Source organism: Pseudomonas sp. EGD-AK9, from assembly GCF_000465935.2.
Classification (GTDB): Bacteria; Pseudomonadota; Gammaproteobacteria; order Pseudomonadales; family Pseudomonadaceae; genus Aquipseudomonas.
Genome location: NZ_AVOF01000762.1, coordinates 1 through 15,160 on the forward strand (window position 1 = coordinate 1; position 15,160 = coordinate 15,160).

Below are 15,160 nucleotides of genomic sequence, written 5' to 3' on the forward strand. Positions count from 1 at the left end.
GGCGCGCAGGGCCAATGTGTTAAGGGTCGTGTTGCTCATGGTTGCCTCGAAGAATCCTGTGTTTCTGTTCCCGGATTGCATTTGCGGACCGCCGTGGAAGCGAGCGGGATGCTTTTCAGCTCGCCGAAGCCGCCTTCGGCAGGATGTCGCTGGAGATCATTTCGCCGAACGGGCTGACGTAGCCGCGACTCTCCGGACGCGCAGGCGCGGCCACGTCCAGATGCGGGAACAGCAGTTCGGCGACCCGGTACGACTCTTCCAGATGCGGGTAGCCGGAGAAGATGAAGGTGTCGATGCCCAGCTCGGCATACTCCTTCACCCGCGCCGCCACGGTCGGGCCATCGCCGACCAGCGCGGTGCCGGCGCCGCCGCGCACCAGGCCGACACCGGCCCAGAGGTTCGGCGACACTTCCAGGTTGTCCGTCTTGCCGCCGTGCAGGGCGGCCATGCGCTGCTGGCCGACCGAGTCGAAACGCGCCAGCGACGCCTGGGCGCGGTCGATGGTGTCCTGATCCAGATGGCTGATCAGGCGATCCGCCGCGGCCCAGGCTTCCTCGTTGGTCTCGCGCACTATCACGTGCAGGCGAATGCCGAAGCGCACTTCACGGCCCTGCCTGGCCGCCTTCTCGCGCACCTGGGCGATCTTCTCGGCCACCGCGGCTGGCGGCTCGCCCCAGGTCAGGTACAGCTCGACCTGCTCGGCGGCCAGGTCCTGCGCCGCGTCGGAGGAACCGCCGAAATACAGCGGCGGACGCGGCTGCTGGATCGGCGGGTAGAGCAGCTTGGCGCCCTTGACCTGGATGTGCTTGCCGGCGTAGTCGACGGTTTCGCCTTCCAGCACGCGGCGCCAGATACGGGTGAATTCGACCGACGCCTCGTAACGCTCGGCGTGCGACAGGTGCAGGCCATCGCCGGCCAGCTCGTCCGGGTCGCCGCCGGTCACCAGGTTGAACAGCGCACGGCCGTTCGACAGGCGATCCAGGGTCGCCGCCTGGCGCGCGGCCACGGTCGGCGAAATGATCCCCGGGCGCAGGGCGACCAGGAACTTCAGGTGCTGCGTCACCGGGATCAGCGAGGCCGCCACCAGCCAGGAGTCCTCGCAGGAACGCCCGGTGGGAATCAGCACGCCGCCGTAGCCGAGGCGGTCGGCGGCCTGGGCAATCTGCGCCAGGTAGCCGTGGTCGACGGCGCGCGCGCCTTCGGCGGTGCCCAGGTACTTGCCATCACCATGGGTAGGCAGGAACCAGAAGATATTGAGGCTCATGGAGGGGTCTCCTTGGATTCGCTTCCCTCTCCCGCCGGGAGAGGGGCTGGGGGTGAGGGTTCTATTGCGCATGGGCGACCTTGGCCGGCTGCCGCCAGATCACCTCGGCAATGCTCAGGCGCTTGGGGATCAGCTTCAGCTCGCTAAAGGTGTCGGCGATCTTCTGCTGCGCACTCACCACCTCGGCGGTGATCAGCTGCGCGCCGTAGCTCTGCCGCTGCACCGCGGTACGGGTGATCTCGGGGGACAGGCCCAGCAGCGGTGCAACCTGGGCGGTGGCCTGGTCGACGTTGGCGCGGGTCCACTCGCCGGTCTTGCGGATTTCGTCCACCAGGGCGACCACCACCTCGGGATGCTTTTCGGCGAAGGGGCGCGCGGCCAGGTAGAACTGGTGGTTGCTCACCAGGCCCCGACCGTCGCGCAGGGTACGGGCCTGCAGCTGCTGTTCGGCGGCAGCCTGGAAGGGGTCCCAGATCACCCAGGCATCGACGCTGCCACGCTCGAACGCGGCGCGCGCATCGGCCGGCGGCAGGTACACGGGCGTGATATCGGTGATGCTCAGGCCGGCTTCCTCCAGTGCGCGCACCAGCAGGTAATGCACGTTGGAGCCCTTGTTCAGGGCGACCTTCTTGCCCTTGAGTTCGGCCACCGTTTTGATCGGTGAATCCTTGGGCAGCAGAATCGCCTCGCTGAGCGGCGCCGGCGGCTCGAACGCCACGTAGAGCAGGTCGGCACCGGCGGCCTGGGCGAATACCGGCGGCGTCTCGCCCGTGGTGCCGAAGTCGATGGAGCCCACGTTGAGCCCTTCGAGCAGCTGCGGGCCGGCCGGGAACTCGGTCCACTGCACCTTGACGCCCTGTGCGGCCAGGCGCTTCTCCAGCGCACCGCTGGATTTGAGCAGCACCAGGGTGCCGTATTTCTGATAACCGATCCGCAGCGTCTCGGCTTGAGCTTGAGTGATGGCGCCGAAGGAAATGGCCGCGGCAAACAGGGCGACCAGACTCCGACGCAAAGTGTTGGCGCCCATGGCGACCTCCTTTGCAAGTTGAGTGTGGGCCTGCTTGCCCGTTGGCGGGCGAGTAAGGCGGGGTATTACGGGTGGATCAAATACTCCAGCGGGCGTTTACCAGCCGGTCGTTCAACAGCTTCGGATCGAGCGGTTGCGGCCGCCGCGCCAGTGCGGCGAGCAGCTGTTCGACCGACTCGTCGAGGCGTTCGCGCAGCTCCTCGTCGAGCTGCGCAGGCTCGCCGCCTTCCGGGTAGGCGATCTGCTGGTCCACGGCGAACACGCCGGAGAGCATTTCCTGCGCCTTCAGCGCGGCCAGCACCGGCTTGAGGGCGTAATCCACCGCCAGCAGATGGGCCGGGCTGCCGCCACTGGCCAGCGGCAGCACCACCTTGTGCGCCAGGGCCCGCTCGGGCAGCAGATCCAGCAGCACCTTCAGCGCACCGGTGAAGGACGCCTTGTACACCGGCGTGCCGACCACCAGGCCATCGGCGCTGGCCACCACGGCCTGCAGCTGCTGGATAGCCGGGCTGCCTGCGCGCGCATGCAGCAGGTCCTCGGCGGGAAAATCGCGCACCCGCAGCAGGCTCACTTCCACCTGCTGCGCCTCCAGCCGCCGGCGCACATGGTCCAGCAGCACTTCGGTGCGCGAACGCGCCGCGGGGCTGCCGGACAGCAACACGACATGCATGGTCAGTCCTTAGCGATTCGGCTGCGGGGTCAGGCGCAGGTAGGGTTTGACCGCGCGATAGCCCCTGGGGAAGCGCTCGGCGATCTCGGCCTCGTCCTTGAGCGACGGCACTATCACCACCTCGTCACCGTCCTGCCAGTTGGCCGGGGTGGCCACCTTGTGGTTGTCGGTCAGCTGCAGCGAATCGACCACGCGCAGGATCTCGTGGAAGTTGCGCCCGGTACTGGCCGGATAGGTGATGGTCAGGCGCACCTTCTTGTGCGGGTCGATGACGAACAGCGAACGCACGGTCAGGGTGTCGTTGGCGTTCGGGTGGATCAGGTCGTAGAGGTCCGAGACCTTGCGGTCGGCATCGGCGATGATCGGGAAGTTGACCGCGGTGTGCTGCGTCTCGTTGATGTCGTCGATCCATTTGAGGTGCGAATCCACCGGGTCGACCGACAGGGCGATGGCCTTGACGCCGCGCTGGGCGAATTCGTCCTTGAGCTTGGCGGTAAAGCCCAGTTCGGTGGTGCACACCGGGGTGAAGTCGGCCGGGTGGGAGAAGAGGATGCCCCAGCTGTCGCCCAGCCAGTCGTGGAAACGAATGCGGCCTGCGCTGGAATCCTGTTCGAAGTCGGGGGCGATGTCGCCCAGACGAATGCTCATGGTGGCGCTCCTGTGCCAGTGGCTTGCGTGGGGCTCACTATGCTGAGGAACGCAGAGAAACAAAAAGAATAAATAAAAATTTATTTATAACTTAAAGCTATTTAAACGAAACGAATGGAACCGCCCCATGCCCAACCCGAGCCTGCACAGCGTCCCCGGGGACCAGGCGCCGATGCACCTTTTGCTGGAAGCCGATCCCAGCGCTGAGGCGATCGCCGGCTATCTGCACGACTGCCACTGCGTGGTGGCACGCCTGGGCCGAACAACCGTCGGCGTCTACCTGCTCAAAGCGCTGACGGCCGACACCTGGGAGCTGATGAACATCGCCGTGGCGTCCGAGCACCAGGGCCAGGGCATCGGCCGCCTGCTGCTGGACCACGCCATCACCCAGTCCCGACTACTGGGCGCACGGCGCCTGGAGCTGGGCACCGGCAGTTTCGGCCACCAGCTGACCTTCTACCAGCGCGCCGGCTTTCGCGTGGTGGCGGTGGAGCCGGATTACTTCCTCACCCACTACCCCGAGCCGCTGTTCGAGCACGGCCTGCAGCACAGGGATCGGCTGCGTCTGGCATTGACCCTATAGCAGCAGATGCACCGCCAGGCCGACCAGGGCGCAACCGGCGATGGTCTCGATCACCCCGCGCTTGAACATGAACAGGGCCAGCGCCGCGCCCAGGGCGATCAGCGCCGAGGGCCAGTCGAAGCGGCCGGCGAAGCCCTCCGGCCAGAGCACGTGGTAACCGAAGAACAGCGCCAGGTTGAGGACCACGCCGACCACCGCCGCGGTGATGCCGGTCAGCGGTGCGGTGAATTTCAGCTCGCCGTGGGTCGACTCCACCAGCGGCCCGCCGGCGAGGATGAACAGAAACGACGGCAGGAAGGTGAACCAGGTGACCAGGCAGGCCGCCAGCGCGCCACTGGCGAAGGCCGAATCGGCGCCGAACACCGGCTGCCCATAGGCGCCGACGAAGGCGACGAAGGCCACCACCATGATCAGCGGCCCCGGTGTGGTCTCGCCCAGGGCCAGGCCGTCGATCATCTGCGTCGGCGTCACCCAGCCGTAATGGCCGATGGCGCCCTGGTAGACGTAGGGCAGCACCGCGTAGGCGCCGCCGAAGGTGAGCAGCGCGGCCTTGGTGAAGAACCAGCCCATCTGCGTCAGGCTGCCGTCCCAGCCGAACAGCGCGGTGAGCAGGCCCATGGGTAGCAGCCACAGCGCAGCGCCCACCAGCAGGATCAGCGCCAGGCGCGGCCAACGAAAGCGGGTATGCGCCGGCGGTGGCGTGTCGTCGTCGATCAGCGCCGCGCCATAGGACTTGTCCGCCGCGCCGTGGCCGCCGCCGACGGCGAAATGCTGCGGCGCCAGGCGCCCGCCGAGATAACCGAGCAGCGCCGCGCCGAGCACGATCAGCGGGAACGGCAGCTGCAGCACGAAGATGGCGACGAAGGCCGCCGCGGCAATCGCCCACAGCCAGCGATTCTTCAGCGCGCGGCCGCCGATGCGCCAGGCCGCCTGCACCACGATGGCGGTCACCGCCGGCTTGATGCCGTAGAAGATCCCGGCCACCAGCGGCACGTCGCCGAAGGCGATATAGACCCAGGACAGGACGATCAGGATCAGCAGCGACGGCAGCACGAACAGCAACCCGGCGATCACCCCGCCCCAGGTGCGGTGCAGCAGCCAGCCGATATAGGTGGCCAACTGCTGCGCCTCCGGCCCGGGCAGCAACATGCAGTAGTTCAGCGCATGCAGAAAACGCCGCTCGGACAGCCAGCGGCGCTTCTCCACCAGCTCCTGGTGCATGATCGCGATCTGCCCGGCCGGCCCGCCGAAGCTGATCAGCCCCAGCTTGAGCCAGAACCAGAAGGCCTGCAGCAGACTGACGGGGGCGGGTCGCTCACCAGCATCGGACATCGAATGCACTCCATGGGGTAAAAATCGGCCAATCACTATAGCCGCTCGCTATGCCACAAGCATGACCCTGCACGGAAAATCACCAGCGCCGCGCAGCCCCGATGCCGCCTGGCCCGGCGCGGTTTTCCCGCATCTTATCCACAGCGCTTTCCCCAGATTCTTTGCATGAGCGCGCGGATGACCTCATGGCCACCCGCCACTATTGAAAACTCGGGGCAAGGCATTGATCCACAAGGATATAGCGCCTGGCGATAACCCCTATGAGGCGCCCTTGAACAAAAACTGCACGGCCCCCGCCAGCCCGCCTGAACGCTGGCCGGCAGCGGCTTTTGCGCAGTTTATCCACAGCTCTGCCAACAGATTCTGTGGGTGGTAAGGGATGCCTCGATCCCTGCCCTTCCAGGCAGATACCGATAGTGACGCAGGCGCAATGGCATTTCGCCCACTCGGCATGGACAGGCTCGCCCTGGATGGACTAGTTTCGGGCGTGAATCTGCTGGCGCAGTCGATCCAGCAGCTTGGGCTTGCCGTCATCCCTGTCGCGTTTCTCCCTGAGTGCTGTCGCGTTTGCCGCGAGCATCTTCAGGCCAGACAAGGACTTGCAGGACGACAAGGAAGGTTATGCGACAGCTGTCGTGGGCAAACGCGACAGCCGTGTCGCCTAATTAATAGTTAGAAGTATTTAACAACATGGATCTAGCCAACCTATCAATACCTGAGTTGCTAAAGCTTCATGCAGCAGCCATTGAAGAACTTAAGAATCGTGGCGTACTCAGAACAAAAAATAATCCAGTCGGAGATTACGCCGAGTGGTTGGTTTCGTCCGCGCTAAATCTAACCCTCGCAAAAAATTCAGCCGCAGGTCACGACGCAGAATCAATCGACGGTAAGAAAATCCAAATAAAAGGTCGTCGTATAACTGCAAGCAATCGTTCAAGGCAGTTAGGCGTCATACGCAACCTAGACAAAAATGACTTTGACGAACTCATAGCTGTAATCTTCAATGAAGCATATGAGCTTATTGAGGCATACTTAATACCGCACGCAGTAATCTCAGAGTACGGCTCGTACAGAGCACATGTTAACGGTCATGTCTTGCACATGCGCGGAGCAATACTGCTAGATAATCGCGTCCTGAACATTAGCGCCAAGTTAAACACTTCTAACAACTGGCTCAAATCGTTCGCTTCGCTCACTGGGACGGGCTAAAGCCCGCCCCTTAGCCAAACGTTAGGTAATACATGCACGAGTTCACAACCCCAATACTAGACTGGCTTAGCACCATTCATGGCTCAGGTGCACGAGGGCAATATGGTTGGGCACTTGTATTGATGCTCGTAGTTGTAGCTTCACGCCATATTTCACAGAACGAAGCTTCATCACAAAGAAAGTGCTTGAAAAATAAAATAGAAGAGAAGCTTTCTGAAAGAAAATTATCAGCATCAGCCATTGTAGAAATTGATAACAAACAATCAAAAATCAATGCCAGCCTACAAAAATCAAAAAACATCTACATTTTAGAAATTCTCACCTCCTCGTCCGATACTGCGGAACAAAAAATCGATGTGACGATGAGCACCGTTGATGACCTTGAGCTTTACCTTTCTGAGCATACATGTTTTTTACTATCTGACTTCAAGTAAAAGTCACTAATGCGGGCACACCTAACAAATGGTTCAAATCGCTCGCTTCGCTCACTGGGACGGGCTAAAGCCCGCCCCTTAACCAAACGTTAGATACCTTATGACAGCACACCTACACTTCCAGCACAGCATCACTGCAGCGCAGAAGCTGACAGAGATGTACAAAGAATTACGCCGTCATCGCCAACTTGGCCAGCGGGGCAGATTAACCCCGCAAAACGAAGATCTTTTATGGCTACCACGCTCCGCCGTGGTTGCATCTCTCTCTGCATTAGATGCCTACGTTCACACAGTTCTAAAAGAACAAATTCCGCATGCGCTGCGAATGGAGCCAATTCCGCTGCCGTTATGCGACGCAATGGCTAGCATCATCCCAATTAAAAGCGGAGCAAATTTTAGAGACGCAATACCTGTAATATCTGCAGCAAATATTTATCTAGAGCTATCCGAACGTCTAAATGATAAGACGCTTTCATTTTTATCCTATCAAGCGCCGGAAAAAATAATAGCCGGATACGAGCTTATTGGGCACCAAAACATATTCGAGTCAGTATCTCAATTATGGCCAGGCCCCAACACAACAGCCACAGATATTAAACGCATCTTGGCCAACTACGTGAAGCGCCGAAACCAAATTGCTCACGAAGGAGACCGAGAGGCCAATGGCGCGGTGCGTCATATGCAGCCAGCTTATGCAAACGAGTGCTCTGAATTTATAGAAAACCTAGTATCCAGACTAAACAGAGTCGTCTACGGTATCTAACAATGCGCTCAACTATCGCTCACTTCGTTCGCTGGACTCGCAAAAGCTGCGCTTTTGCTCGCCCGTTAGCTTAATCGTTAGGTGTTCATTCATGCTCTTCGCAAGCCCCGTCATTACGTTTTTGCTGGCCACAGCACTTGGTGTGCTGCTTCTTGCTGTAGGGGTCTTACCTTCTATCCGGAAGAAAGTGCACAGGGCAATCTCGGAAACAGCTCTCGCCATGGGGCTCGCGCTTCTTGTGCTCCAACTCTTTGTCATCGGAACCCTTAGCCTCGATGTCCTGTATGGTTTTGGTGATTCTAGGTTCATCATCGTTGGGTTGCCGCTAGCAACCTTCTTCATCTCGCTGGGTTTCCTGTCGCATCGAAGTAGGCTCTCGCTTCCGATTGCTGCCTCATGCGGCGTCATTGGCATTATCGGGCTTTGGTATCTGGGGGGCTTTGTTGTTATTAACACCGCGTGCGGCATATTTCGTAGCGGTGGGTGTTAGTTCAGGTCACACCTAACTATGCGCTCAAATCGCTCACTTCGTTCGCTGGGACCGGCTAAAGCCGGCCCCTTAGCTTAATCGTTAGGCTACATTCTCGGATTTCATACCATGAACGAAAATCCAGATACATATAAAGAATCAACAACTGTAGAACTTTATAAAACAGCTTTCTCCCGGCTTACATTCCAAGATGAATATCTATTCAAGTTCAGCACCGTTTTCCTAACAGTCCACGGCGCTATTGCTTTGCTGGCCAGATCAGCTTTTTCTGAAGAAGGCTCTGTCAGCGCACCCATTCTTGCTTTTGCTAGCGTTGTTGGGCTTCTACTCGCCTTAATTTGGGTCTTCTGGACTCGTCATAATGACTATTGGCATTCCGTCTGGACGGGCACACTTCGATCCATTGAGTCGGAGTTACAAACTAACGCTCGTGTTTTTCTTGCGGATCACCGTGAAATCGCCCGCAAGGGTGGTAGAAATGGTGCATTTATACCTCGCGGGCACAGTCTTGCTTTGGCGATCCCACTAGTTTTAAGCATTGCATGGGCCACTGCTCTTTGTGTCGCCATTTACAAGCTATGCACCTAATGTAGCCTAACAACTGGCTCAAATCGCTCGCTTCGCTCACTGGGACGGGCTAAAGCCCGCCCCTTAGCCAAACGTTAGGCACTCATGATGAGCCACCAGCAACCTGAAAATGTTCTCATTTCACTCACAACGGACGAAGCTGTTGTTCTATTTGAATTTCTGCAGCGCTTCAGCAATACGGATGAGTTAAATATTGAAGATCAGGCGGAGCAACGAGCGCTTTGGAACCTTTGCTGTATTTTCGAAAAACACCTATCTATTCCATTTGAAGCTAACTACACCGAAATTTTACGTGCTGCGCGAGACAGACTCAGGGATGAGTGTTAATCATGCCTAACAATGCGCTCAAAGCGCTCACTTCGTTCGCTGGGACGGCGTTCCGCCGCCCCTTAGCTTAATCGTTATGCGAGGGTACATGATTAGCGCTTACTTCATGGATGTACCAGTCTACCGAATTGAACGCGAGCGCTATTATGAGCAAATGGAAGAGTTCATAAACAAAGGATTGTACTCAAACCCAGAGCGCACTGAGCTGCAAAAAGAGTTCTACAAACGTAATCCAGGCCACGAAACAATGTTCCGCGAACACTTACAAAACAAGTACGGTGGCGCTTGGAATTACAACGAAATAATAGGTTATATTCAATTGCATTTCCTAGGCTCTCAAATCCGAGGAGAGTACTGGGGGCAGGCAGCCAAAAGAATTATCCGCACACGAAAGAAAAGCTTCGAATGGAAAACTCATAAACTAGCTCCAGAGCTAGAAATCCCTAGAGACGCTTCAAATTCAAAAATTTACGAAATAATACTTAACTACCTATCACACTGCCATAAAGAGCTGAAAGGTAGGTATATTGACGAAACGCATATAAGAGCTATTGGGCCATACGTTGACTGGAACTCTCTACGGCGTAACGCATAACAACTGGTTCAAACCGTTCGCTTCGCTCACTGGGACGGGCTAAAGCCCGCCCCTTAACCAAACGTTAGCCGACTACCGCTATGCTCAAAATTGCGCTTACTCTCTTGGTTGTACTAATCAGTGTTTATTGGGTTGGTGAAAAGGCCAGAAGAAACCCAAAAATCGATGCATTTCTGTCAGCGATTGAGGGCCATTACTCAAGATTAAATAGCAGACTTGAAGATGCCACGACCATAAGTGGGTTGCGTTTTCTTCGGCGGCTCTATGGCTGGGCAAGCGTTTTCTTGTTCGCTTGTCTTTTTGCTTTTCAACGATTTTCCCAGCCAAGCTCAACGAGTTTTTTGTCCCTGTTCTGGGTATTCGCGTTTACTTTTATGGGCTGGTTCTCAATCAAGTGGGTTATCGACCACAAGAGCACTGTTGATGAGTTTTCTAAAAACAATGCGCTAATGATTTTTGGCCCACTTCTCATGGGTGTTTTTGATCTTCTCTTCCATACCCCTTTTACGGAAATCCTGCTTATCCCATTTCAGCAAGCTGCGGCAGCATTACATTTCAACATGCCTCAGATATCAAGCCCACTTGCCATTGGCGGTGCTGTCTCACTAGTTTTTCTGGTTTTTTTTGGCTTCTACTATTTGCTTACTTGGGCGGTAACGGTTCCCGTGTTTATGGTCTCTGTATTTACAGTGGTGCTCCCCATCAGGTTCGCACGCGTTTTGGCACAAATAGATCGCAACAACACATTTTTTTGGCTTACCGTGTTTGTGATGATTGTGATTTCAGTATGGCTAACACAGCTATAAGCCGGCTAACCCATCGTTCCAGCGGACCGTCAAAAGCTACGCTTTTGCCACCCGCTGAACTCAAACGTTGGGCCCGCTGAGATGACAGAGCAAACATACGAAAGATTGGCACTAGCCAAAGAACAATTGGACGTAGCTCTTTCTCTGCTTCTAGAGCATCAAAGCTATGCCTCAGCAATTACCCTCGCGGGGGCCGCCGAGGAAATATTTGGTCGAGCCTTGACTCTGCGCGGTGAAACCTCTGCAGTTGATAGCTCTTACGCAACAATGTCTGACTTTAATAACAGATTATTTGGCGAAGAACTCAATAAAAAAAGCTATGTAGAGCAAGAAAATTATGCGCGCAACGCACTCAAGCATCTCCAAGAAGACAAAGGCCCGACAATAACAATAGACCTTGAGGATGCAGCCTGCTGGATGCTTGTTAGAGCACTTAAAAACGCACAAACTCTTGGTATTGAGGTGGAACTCGAGAGAGAGTTCAATAATTGGTTTTATAAAAACATTGTCGGGGTTTAGCCCAACAAGGCGCTCAACTGCCGCTCACTTCGCTCGCTGGACAGCCAAAAGCTACGCTTTTGTCTGCCCGTTAGCTTAATCGTTAGGCAGCACAGGACAATCACCGTGCACTCCACCAAGTCTGAAGTTACTCTCCGCCTCATGACCGAGGCGGACTTGGGCATGCTTCACGACTGGCTCAACCGTCCACACATCGTCGAGTGGTGGGGTGGAGAGGAAGCACGCCCCAGCTTGGAGGAGGTCCGGCTGCACTATCTGCCGCGCGTCCTTGCTGAAGAAGCCGTGACACCGTATATCGCAATGCTGGGGAACGAGCCTATCGGGTTTGCGCAGTCTTACATCGCCATGGGCAGTGGTGATGGCTGGTGGGAAGACGAGAGTGACCCAGGCGTTCGAGGAATCGACCAATCTCTTGCAAACCCGACGGACTTGAACAAGGGTCTCGGGACTGCGCTTGTGCGGGCGCTGGTGCGGCAGCTCTTCTCTGATCCTGCCGTGACCAAGATTCAAACGGACCCGGCACCGGAGAACCATCGAGCCATCCGCTGCTATGAGAAGGCTGGCTTTGTGCAGCAAGGCCGCATCACAACGCCGGATGGACCGGCCATCTATATGGTCCAAACCCGGCAAGCGTACGAGGCGGCGCGAGGTGCTGCCTAACCCCTCGCTCAAGCCGACGCGCTACGGCAGCCGCGCCTGGCCGCTCCAGGCCACAGTGGTCATTTTCCTTCCGCGGCCAGCGCGTAGGTTGGGTTGAGAAGCGTAGCGACGAAGCCCAACGCCTCCCCCCATTCCGGCCCATTCCGGCCCTGTTGGGCTTCGCTGCGCTCAGCCCAACCTACGCGCCTGAAAGACGCCCAAAAAAAAATCGGGCCATCGGCCCGAAAAGTACTCCACCTTGAAGAGTTCGTTGCCGGCCCGTTGGCGGGCCGGTCAGGAGATGTCGCAGCCGGGTTACAGCAGGGTCAGGGTGTAGCTCAGGATCAGGCGGTTCTCGTCGGCATCGGTGGTGACGTTGCCGCGCTGGGTTGCGTTGCGCCAGGACACACCGAGGCCTTTCAGCGGGCCGTCCTGCAGGGCGTAGTCGAGACGGAAATCGCGCTCCCATTCCTTCAGGTCGCCCGTGGCGGAATCGACGTTGTCGCCCTTGAGGTAGGCGACGCTGGCCTTGAGGCCCGGCACGCCGAGTTGGGCGAAGTCGTAGCCGTACTCGGCCAGCCAGGTACGCTCGCCGGCGTTCTGGAACTTGCCGATCTGGCGGTCGGTGATCAGGTAGGACGAAGAGCCGCCACCCTGGTTGAGGAAGGGGAAGGCGCTGTCGCCTTCGACCTGCTGGTAACCCAGACTGGCGAAGTGACTGCCCAGGCTGTAGGTGAACAGGGCGCTCCAGGTCTGGTTGTCGACCTCGCCGGTGCTGCTGTCGCCGGCACGCCAGTAGCCGGCGCTGCGGTAGCCGTCGGCGCGACCGGCGGCGCTGCCGTTCTTGCCGTCGGAGCCGCTGTCGAAGTAGCGCAGGTCGGTTTTCAGCGCGCCCGGGCCGATGGCCCAGCTGTGCACCAGGCCGAGGAAGTGCTGTTGGTAGAAGTCTTCCAGGTTGCCGTAGTAGTACTGCAGCGTCAGGTCCTTGCCCAGCTTGTAGTCGCCGCCGGCGAAGTAGAACTTGTTGCTGTCGGCGTCGCCGCTGGCCCCGGCGATACGCAGGGCGATGTCGTCGGTGGAGCTGCGGGTCTTGGTGCTTTCCAGCTGGCCGGCGGTCAGGGTCAGGCCGTCGATCTCGTTGGAGGTGATCTGCCCGCCTTCGAAGGTCTGCGGCAGCAGGCGACCGTCGTTGAAGGTCACCACCGGCAGCTTCGGCAGCAGGGTGCCGAGGCGCGCCTCGGTCTTGGACAGGCGCACCTTGGCGGTCACCCCGGCCTTGCTGTAATCGTCCACGGCGCTGCCGTCGCTATCGAGCGGGAACAGCTGGCCGGGGGTGCGCTCGCGGCCGGCCTTGCTCGCGGTGCCGCCGGAGTCCAGCTTCACCCCCAGCAGGCCGATGGCATCGAGGCCGAAGCCGAGGGTGCCCTCGGTGAAGCCCGAGCTGTAGTTGAAGATAAAGCCCTGGCCCCACTCGCTGGCCTCGCCGTTGTTGTTGGCGGTGTTCTTGGTGTTGAGGTCGTAATAGAAATTGCGCAGGCCGATGCTGGCCTTGCTGTCTTCGATGAAACCTGCGGCGGTCGCTTCGCTGGCCAGAGCGGCCAGGGCGACGGCCAGCGCCAGGTTGGACTTGTTCATGCTCGATGCTCCAGGTGCTGTGTGTGCTGTTATGGGTTTGGCACTGCACAGGGGCTCGGCAGGACAGCGTACTTGGCGCAGGCCTCGGCGGGTTGGCATTAGAGCCCCTGATTCGGGCCCGATGCGGTGGTCCGCTGTCGGCTGGTGGCTAATCTACGAGACGATTGTTAATCCCTAAAAAGAATTATTTTTTACTTTGTAATTCCAAAAATGCATATAAGTTCACGAGATGCGGGGTCGTAGGGCGTACCGGGTGGCGATCCGTTCGCATAGCAGTACGCCGTGAACGCTTCGCGGCATCGGGGAGCAACCTGCAGCAAGCAAAAGGCGGACTGCTGGCTGCACTACCAGCGGCTGGCGTCCCGCCCGGCCTGCGCGCTGCTCCTAAGCTAATTCCTAAAAATTATTTATTGATGGTTTTTTAGATCGTCTAGCTTCTCCTCACCGGATCACCGGACTTCTTTCCCTAAAACTGAAGTACGCGTGATCCGCCGCTGCACCTGGCCGGCACGTGTTCGTAGCGAGAGCCGCCATGTCCAACACCCATTCCAAACGCAGCACACTGATCGCCGCCTCCCTGGCCATCGGCCTGCTTGCCGCGCCACTGGCCGATGCCGCCGAGCAACTGCGCATCGGCTACCAGAAATCCTCCACGCTGATCAGCCTGCTGAAGAGCCAGGGCACCCTGGAAAAGGCGCTGGCCGATCAGGACATTGCCATCAGCTGGCACGAATTCCCCAACGGCCAGCCGCTGCTGGAGGCGCTCAACGTCGGCAATATCGACCTGTCCGCCGATGTCGCCGACACCGTGCCGGTATTTGCCCAGGCCGCCGGCGCCGACCTCGCCTACTTCGCCCAGGAAGCGCCCTCGCCCCGCGCGCAGGCGATCATCGTGCGCGAGGACTCGCCGATCAAAACCCTGGCCGACCTCAAGGGCAAGAAGGTCGCCGTGACCAAGGCGGCCGGCGTGCATTACCTGCTGATCGCCGCGCTGGCCCATGCCGGGCTGAAATTCGGCGATATCGAACCGGCCTACCTGACCCCGGCCGACGGCCGCGCCGCCTTCGAGAACCGCAAGGTGGACGCCTGGGTCACCTGGGAGCCCTTCCTCAGTGGCGCCCAGCAGCAGCTGCCGACGCGCATCCTCGCCGACGGCCAGGGCCTGGCCGACTACCAGCGCTATTACCTGACCAGCGCCACCTTCGCCAAGCGCCACCCGCAGGTGCTGCAGACCGTGTTCGCCGAGCTGGTGAAGAGCGGCGACTGGCTGCGCGCCAACCCGCGCCAGGCGGCTGAAATCCTCGGCCCGCTGTGGGGCAACCTCGACCCGGCCATCGTCGAACAGGCCAACGCCAAGCGCAGCTACCGAGTGCGCCTGGTGCAGCCGGGCAGCCTCGCCGAGCAGCAGAAGATCGCCGATGCCTTCTTCAATGCCAGCCTGCTGCCCAAGTCGGTGGATGCCCGCGACGTGAGCATCTGGAGCCCCAAATGAGCGCCCAGGCCCGCCTGCATCCCAGCCTGCGCGACGAGCCACTGTTCGCCGCGCACCTGTTCCCCGTGGATTTCGGCAGTCGCACGGCCAAGGTCGAGCGCCTGGCCCGGCGTCTGGCCGCCAGCGCGGTGGACCGGGA

Annotated in this window: 18 protein-coding genes and 1 pseudogene; 13 read left to right on the plus strand and 6 right to left on the minus strand. The window is 59.0% G+C overall.

Features of this window, described 5'->3' with window-relative positions:
* Positions 1-115 precede the first annotated feature (115 nt).
* From ssuD to N878_RS23635, 4 genes are all read right to left on the minus strand, one after another.
* A complete protein-coding gene (ssuD, locus tag N878_RS23620) occupies positions 116-1,264 on the minus strand; it encodes an FMNH2-dependent alkanesulfonate monooxygenase (RefSeq protein ID WP_021445965.1) in 1,149 nt (382 codons plus the stop codon).
* Positions 1,265-1,325: 61 nt separating this feature from the next.
* The gene (locus tag N878_RS23625) at positions 1,326-2,291 is read right to left on the minus strand and encodes a sulfonate ABC transporter substrate-binding protein (RefSeq protein WP_021445966.1); all 966 of its coding nucleotides are present in this window, start codon (positions 2,289-2,291) and stop codon (positions 1,326-1,328) included.
* 76 nt (positions 2,292-2,367) lie between these two features.
* A complete protein-coding gene (ssuE, locus tag N878_RS23630) occupies positions 2,368-2,961 on the minus strand; it encodes an NADPH-dependent FMN reductase (RefSeq protein WP_021445967.1) in 594 nt (197 codons plus the stop codon).
* Between the two features lie 9 nt (positions 2,962-2,970).
* Positions 2,971-3,609 carry a peroxiredoxin gene (locus tag N878_RS23635; RefSeq protein WP_021445968.1) on the minus strand — a complete coding sequence of 213 codons (639 nt, stop codon included), beginning with the start codon at positions 3,607-3,609 and terminating at the stop codon, positions 2,971-2,973.
* 127 nt (positions 3,610-3,736) lie between these two features.
* Here N878_RS23635 and N878_RS23640 point away from each other — a divergent pair, with 127 nt between their 5' ends.
* Positions 3,737-4,192: a GNAT family N-acetyltransferase gene (locus N878_RS23640; protein ID WP_021445969.1), complete on the plus strand. Its 456-nt coding sequence runs from the start codon at positions 3,737-3,739 to the stop codon at positions 4,190-4,192.
* On the opposite strand, the gene chrA is transcribed toward N878_RS23640, so the two are convergent.
* Positions 4,187-5,524, minus strand: coding sequence for a chromate efflux transporter (gene chrA / locus N878_RS23645; RefSeq protein ID WP_021445970.1), 1,338 nt, complete (start codon positions 5,522-5,524; stop codon positions 4,187-4,189). The genes N878_RS23640 and chrA overlap by 6 nt on opposite strands.
* 690 nt (positions 5,525-6,214) lie before the next feature.
* Between chrA and N878_RS27395 the strand changes: the two genes are divergently transcribed.
* From N878_RS27395 to N878_RS23660, 10 genes are all read left to right on the plus strand, one after another.
* Entirely contained in the window at positions 6,215-6,733 is a 519-nt protein-coding gene (locus N878_RS27395) for a hypothetical protein (protein ID WP_082457929.1), read from the plus strand.
* Between the two features lie 32 nt (positions 6,734-6,765).
* Positions 6,766-7,167 (plus strand): hypothetical protein, encoded by a 402-nt coding sequence (locus tag N878_RS28625; RefSeq protein ID WP_156350932.1) that lies wholly within the window; start codon positions 6,766-6,768, stop codon positions 7,165-7,167.
* Between the two features lie 157 nt (positions 7,168-7,324).
* Positions 7,325-7,930, plus strand: coding sequence for a HEPN domain-containing protein (locus N878_RS28630; protein WP_156350933.1), 606 nt, complete (start codon positions 7,325-7,327; stop codon positions 7,928-7,930).
* Between the two features lie 91 nt (positions 7,931-8,021).
* The gene (locus N878_RS23650; RefSeq protein WP_021445971.1) at positions 8,022-8,420 is read left to right on the plus strand and encodes a hypothetical protein; all 399 of its coding nucleotides are present in this window, start codon (positions 8,022-8,024) and stop codon (positions 8,418-8,420) included.
* A gap of 108 nt (positions 8,421-8,528) precedes the next feature.
* On the plus strand, positions 8,529-9,008 hold the full coding sequence (locus N878_RS28635; protein WP_156350934.1) for a hypothetical protein: 480 nt from the start codon (positions 8,529-8,531) through the stop codon (positions 9,006-9,008).
* Positions 9,009-9,095: 87 nt separating this feature from the next.
* Positions 9,096-9,335 (plus strand): hypothetical protein, encoded by a 240-nt coding sequence (locus tag N878_RS27400; RefSeq protein ID WP_082457931.1) that lies wholly within the window; start codon positions 9,096-9,098, stop codon positions 9,333-9,335.
* 88 nt (positions 9,336-9,423) lie between these two features.
* Positions 9,424-9,930: a hypothetical protein gene (locus tag N878_RS28640; protein WP_156350935.1), complete on the plus strand. Its 507-nt coding sequence runs from the start codon at positions 9,424-9,426 to the stop codon at positions 9,928-9,930.
* An 80-nt stretch (positions 9,931-10,010) separates the two neighbouring features.
* Positions 10,011-10,736: a hypothetical protein gene (locus N878_RS28645; protein ID WP_031303949.1), complete on the plus strand. Its 726-nt coding sequence runs from the start codon at positions 10,011-10,013 to the stop codon at positions 10,734-10,736.
* 81 nt (positions 10,737-10,817) lie between these two features.
* A complete protein-coding gene (locus N878_RS28650; RefSeq protein ID WP_156350936.1) occupies positions 10,818-11,255 on the plus strand; it encodes a hypothetical protein in 438 nt (145 codons plus the stop codon).
* A 105-nt stretch (positions 11,256-11,360) separates the two neighbouring features.
* A complete protein-coding gene (locus N878_RS23660; protein WP_082457930.1) occupies positions 11,361-11,915 on the plus strand; it encodes an AacA4 family aminoglycoside N(6')-acetyltransferase in 555 nt (184 codons plus the stop codon).
* A gap of 294 nt (positions 11,916-12,209) precedes the next feature.
* Here N878_RS23660 and N878_RS23665 read toward each other — a convergent pair whose 3' ends face one another.
* Entirely contained in the window at positions 12,210-13,529 is a 1,320-nt protein-coding gene (locus N878_RS23665) for an OprD family porin (RefSeq protein ID WP_021445974.1), read from the minus strand.
* A 532-nt stretch (positions 13,530-14,061) separates the two neighbouring features.
* Between N878_RS23665 and N878_RS23670 the strand changes: the two genes are divergently transcribed.
* Both N878_RS23670 and N878_RS29860 read left to right on the plus strand, forming a co-directional pair.
* Entirely contained in the window at positions 14,062-15,021 is a 960-nt protein-coding gene (locus N878_RS23670) for an aliphatic sulfonate ABC transporter substrate-binding protein (RefSeq protein WP_021445975.1), read from the plus strand.
* Positions 15,018-15,160, plus strand: a pseudogene (locus tag N878_RS29860) (monooxygenase); the annotation flags it as partial. The gene N878_RS23670 and the pseudogene N878_RS29860, both read left to right, overlap by 4 nt.

Coding starts and splice junctions, on each gene's coding strand:
- N878_RS23625 (WP_021445966.1), bottom strand. CDS start 2,291: ATGGGCGCCAACACTTTGCGTCGGAGTCTGGTCGCCCTGTTTGCCGCG.
- N878_RS23640 (WP_021445969.1), top strand. CDS start 3,737: ATGCCCAACCCGAGCCTGCACAGCGTCCCCGGGGACCAGGCGCCGATG.
- N878_RS23670 (WP_021445975.1), top strand. CDS start 14,062: ATGTCCAACACCCATTCCAAACGCAGCACACTGATCGCCGCCTCCCTG.
- ssuD (WP_021445965.1), bottom strand. CDS start 1,264: ATGAGCCTCAATATCTTCTGGTTCCTGCCTACCCATGGTGATGGCAAG.
- N878_RS28635 (WP_156350934.1), top strand. CDS start 8,529: ATGAACGAAAATCCAGATACATATAAAGAATCAACAACTGTAGAACTT.
- N878_RS28640 (WP_156350935.1), top strand. CDS start 9,424: ATGATTAGCGCTTACTTCATGGATGTACCAGTCTACCGAATTGAACGC.
- N878_RS28645 (WP_031303949.1), top strand. CDS start 10,011: ATGCTCAAAATTGCGCTTACTCTCTTGGTTGTACTAATCAGTGTTTAT.
- N878_RS23665 (WP_021445974.1), bottom strand. CDS start 13,529: ATGAACAAGTCCAACCTGGCGCTGGCCGTCGCCCTGGCCGCTCTGGCC.
- N878_RS28630 (WP_156350933.1), top strand. CDS start 7,325: ATGTACAAAGAATTACGCCGTCATCGCCAACTTGGCCAGCGGGGCAGA.
- ssuE (WP_021445967.1), bottom strand. CDS start 2,961: ATGCATGTCGTGTTGCTGTCCGGCAGCCCCGCGGCGCGTTCGCGCACC.
- N878_RS28650 (WP_156350936.1), top strand. CDS start 10,818: ATGACAGAGCAAACATACGAAAGATTGGCACTAGCCAAAGAACAATTG.
- N878_RS27395 (WP_082457929.1), top strand. CDS start 6,215: ATGGATCTAGCCAACCTATCAATACCTGAGTTGCTAAAGCTTCATGCA.
- N878_RS23650 (WP_021445971.1), top strand. CDS start 8,022: ATGCTCTTCGCAAGCCCCGTCATTACGTTTTTGCTGGCCACAGCACTT.
- N878_RS28625 (WP_156350932.1), top strand. CDS start 6,766: ATGCACGAGTTCACAACCCCAATACTAGACTGGCTTAGCACCATTCAT.
- chrA (WP_021445970.1), bottom strand. CDS start 5,524: ATGTCCGATGCTGGTGAGCGACCCGCCCCCGTCAGTCTGCTGCAGGCC.
- N878_RS23635 (WP_021445968.1), bottom strand. CDS start 3,609: ATGAGCATTCGTCTGGGCGACATCGCCCCCGACTTCGAACAGGATTCC.
- N878_RS27400 (WP_082457931.1), top strand. CDS start 9,096: ATGAGCCACCAGCAACCTGAAAATGTTCTCATTTCACTCACAACGGAC.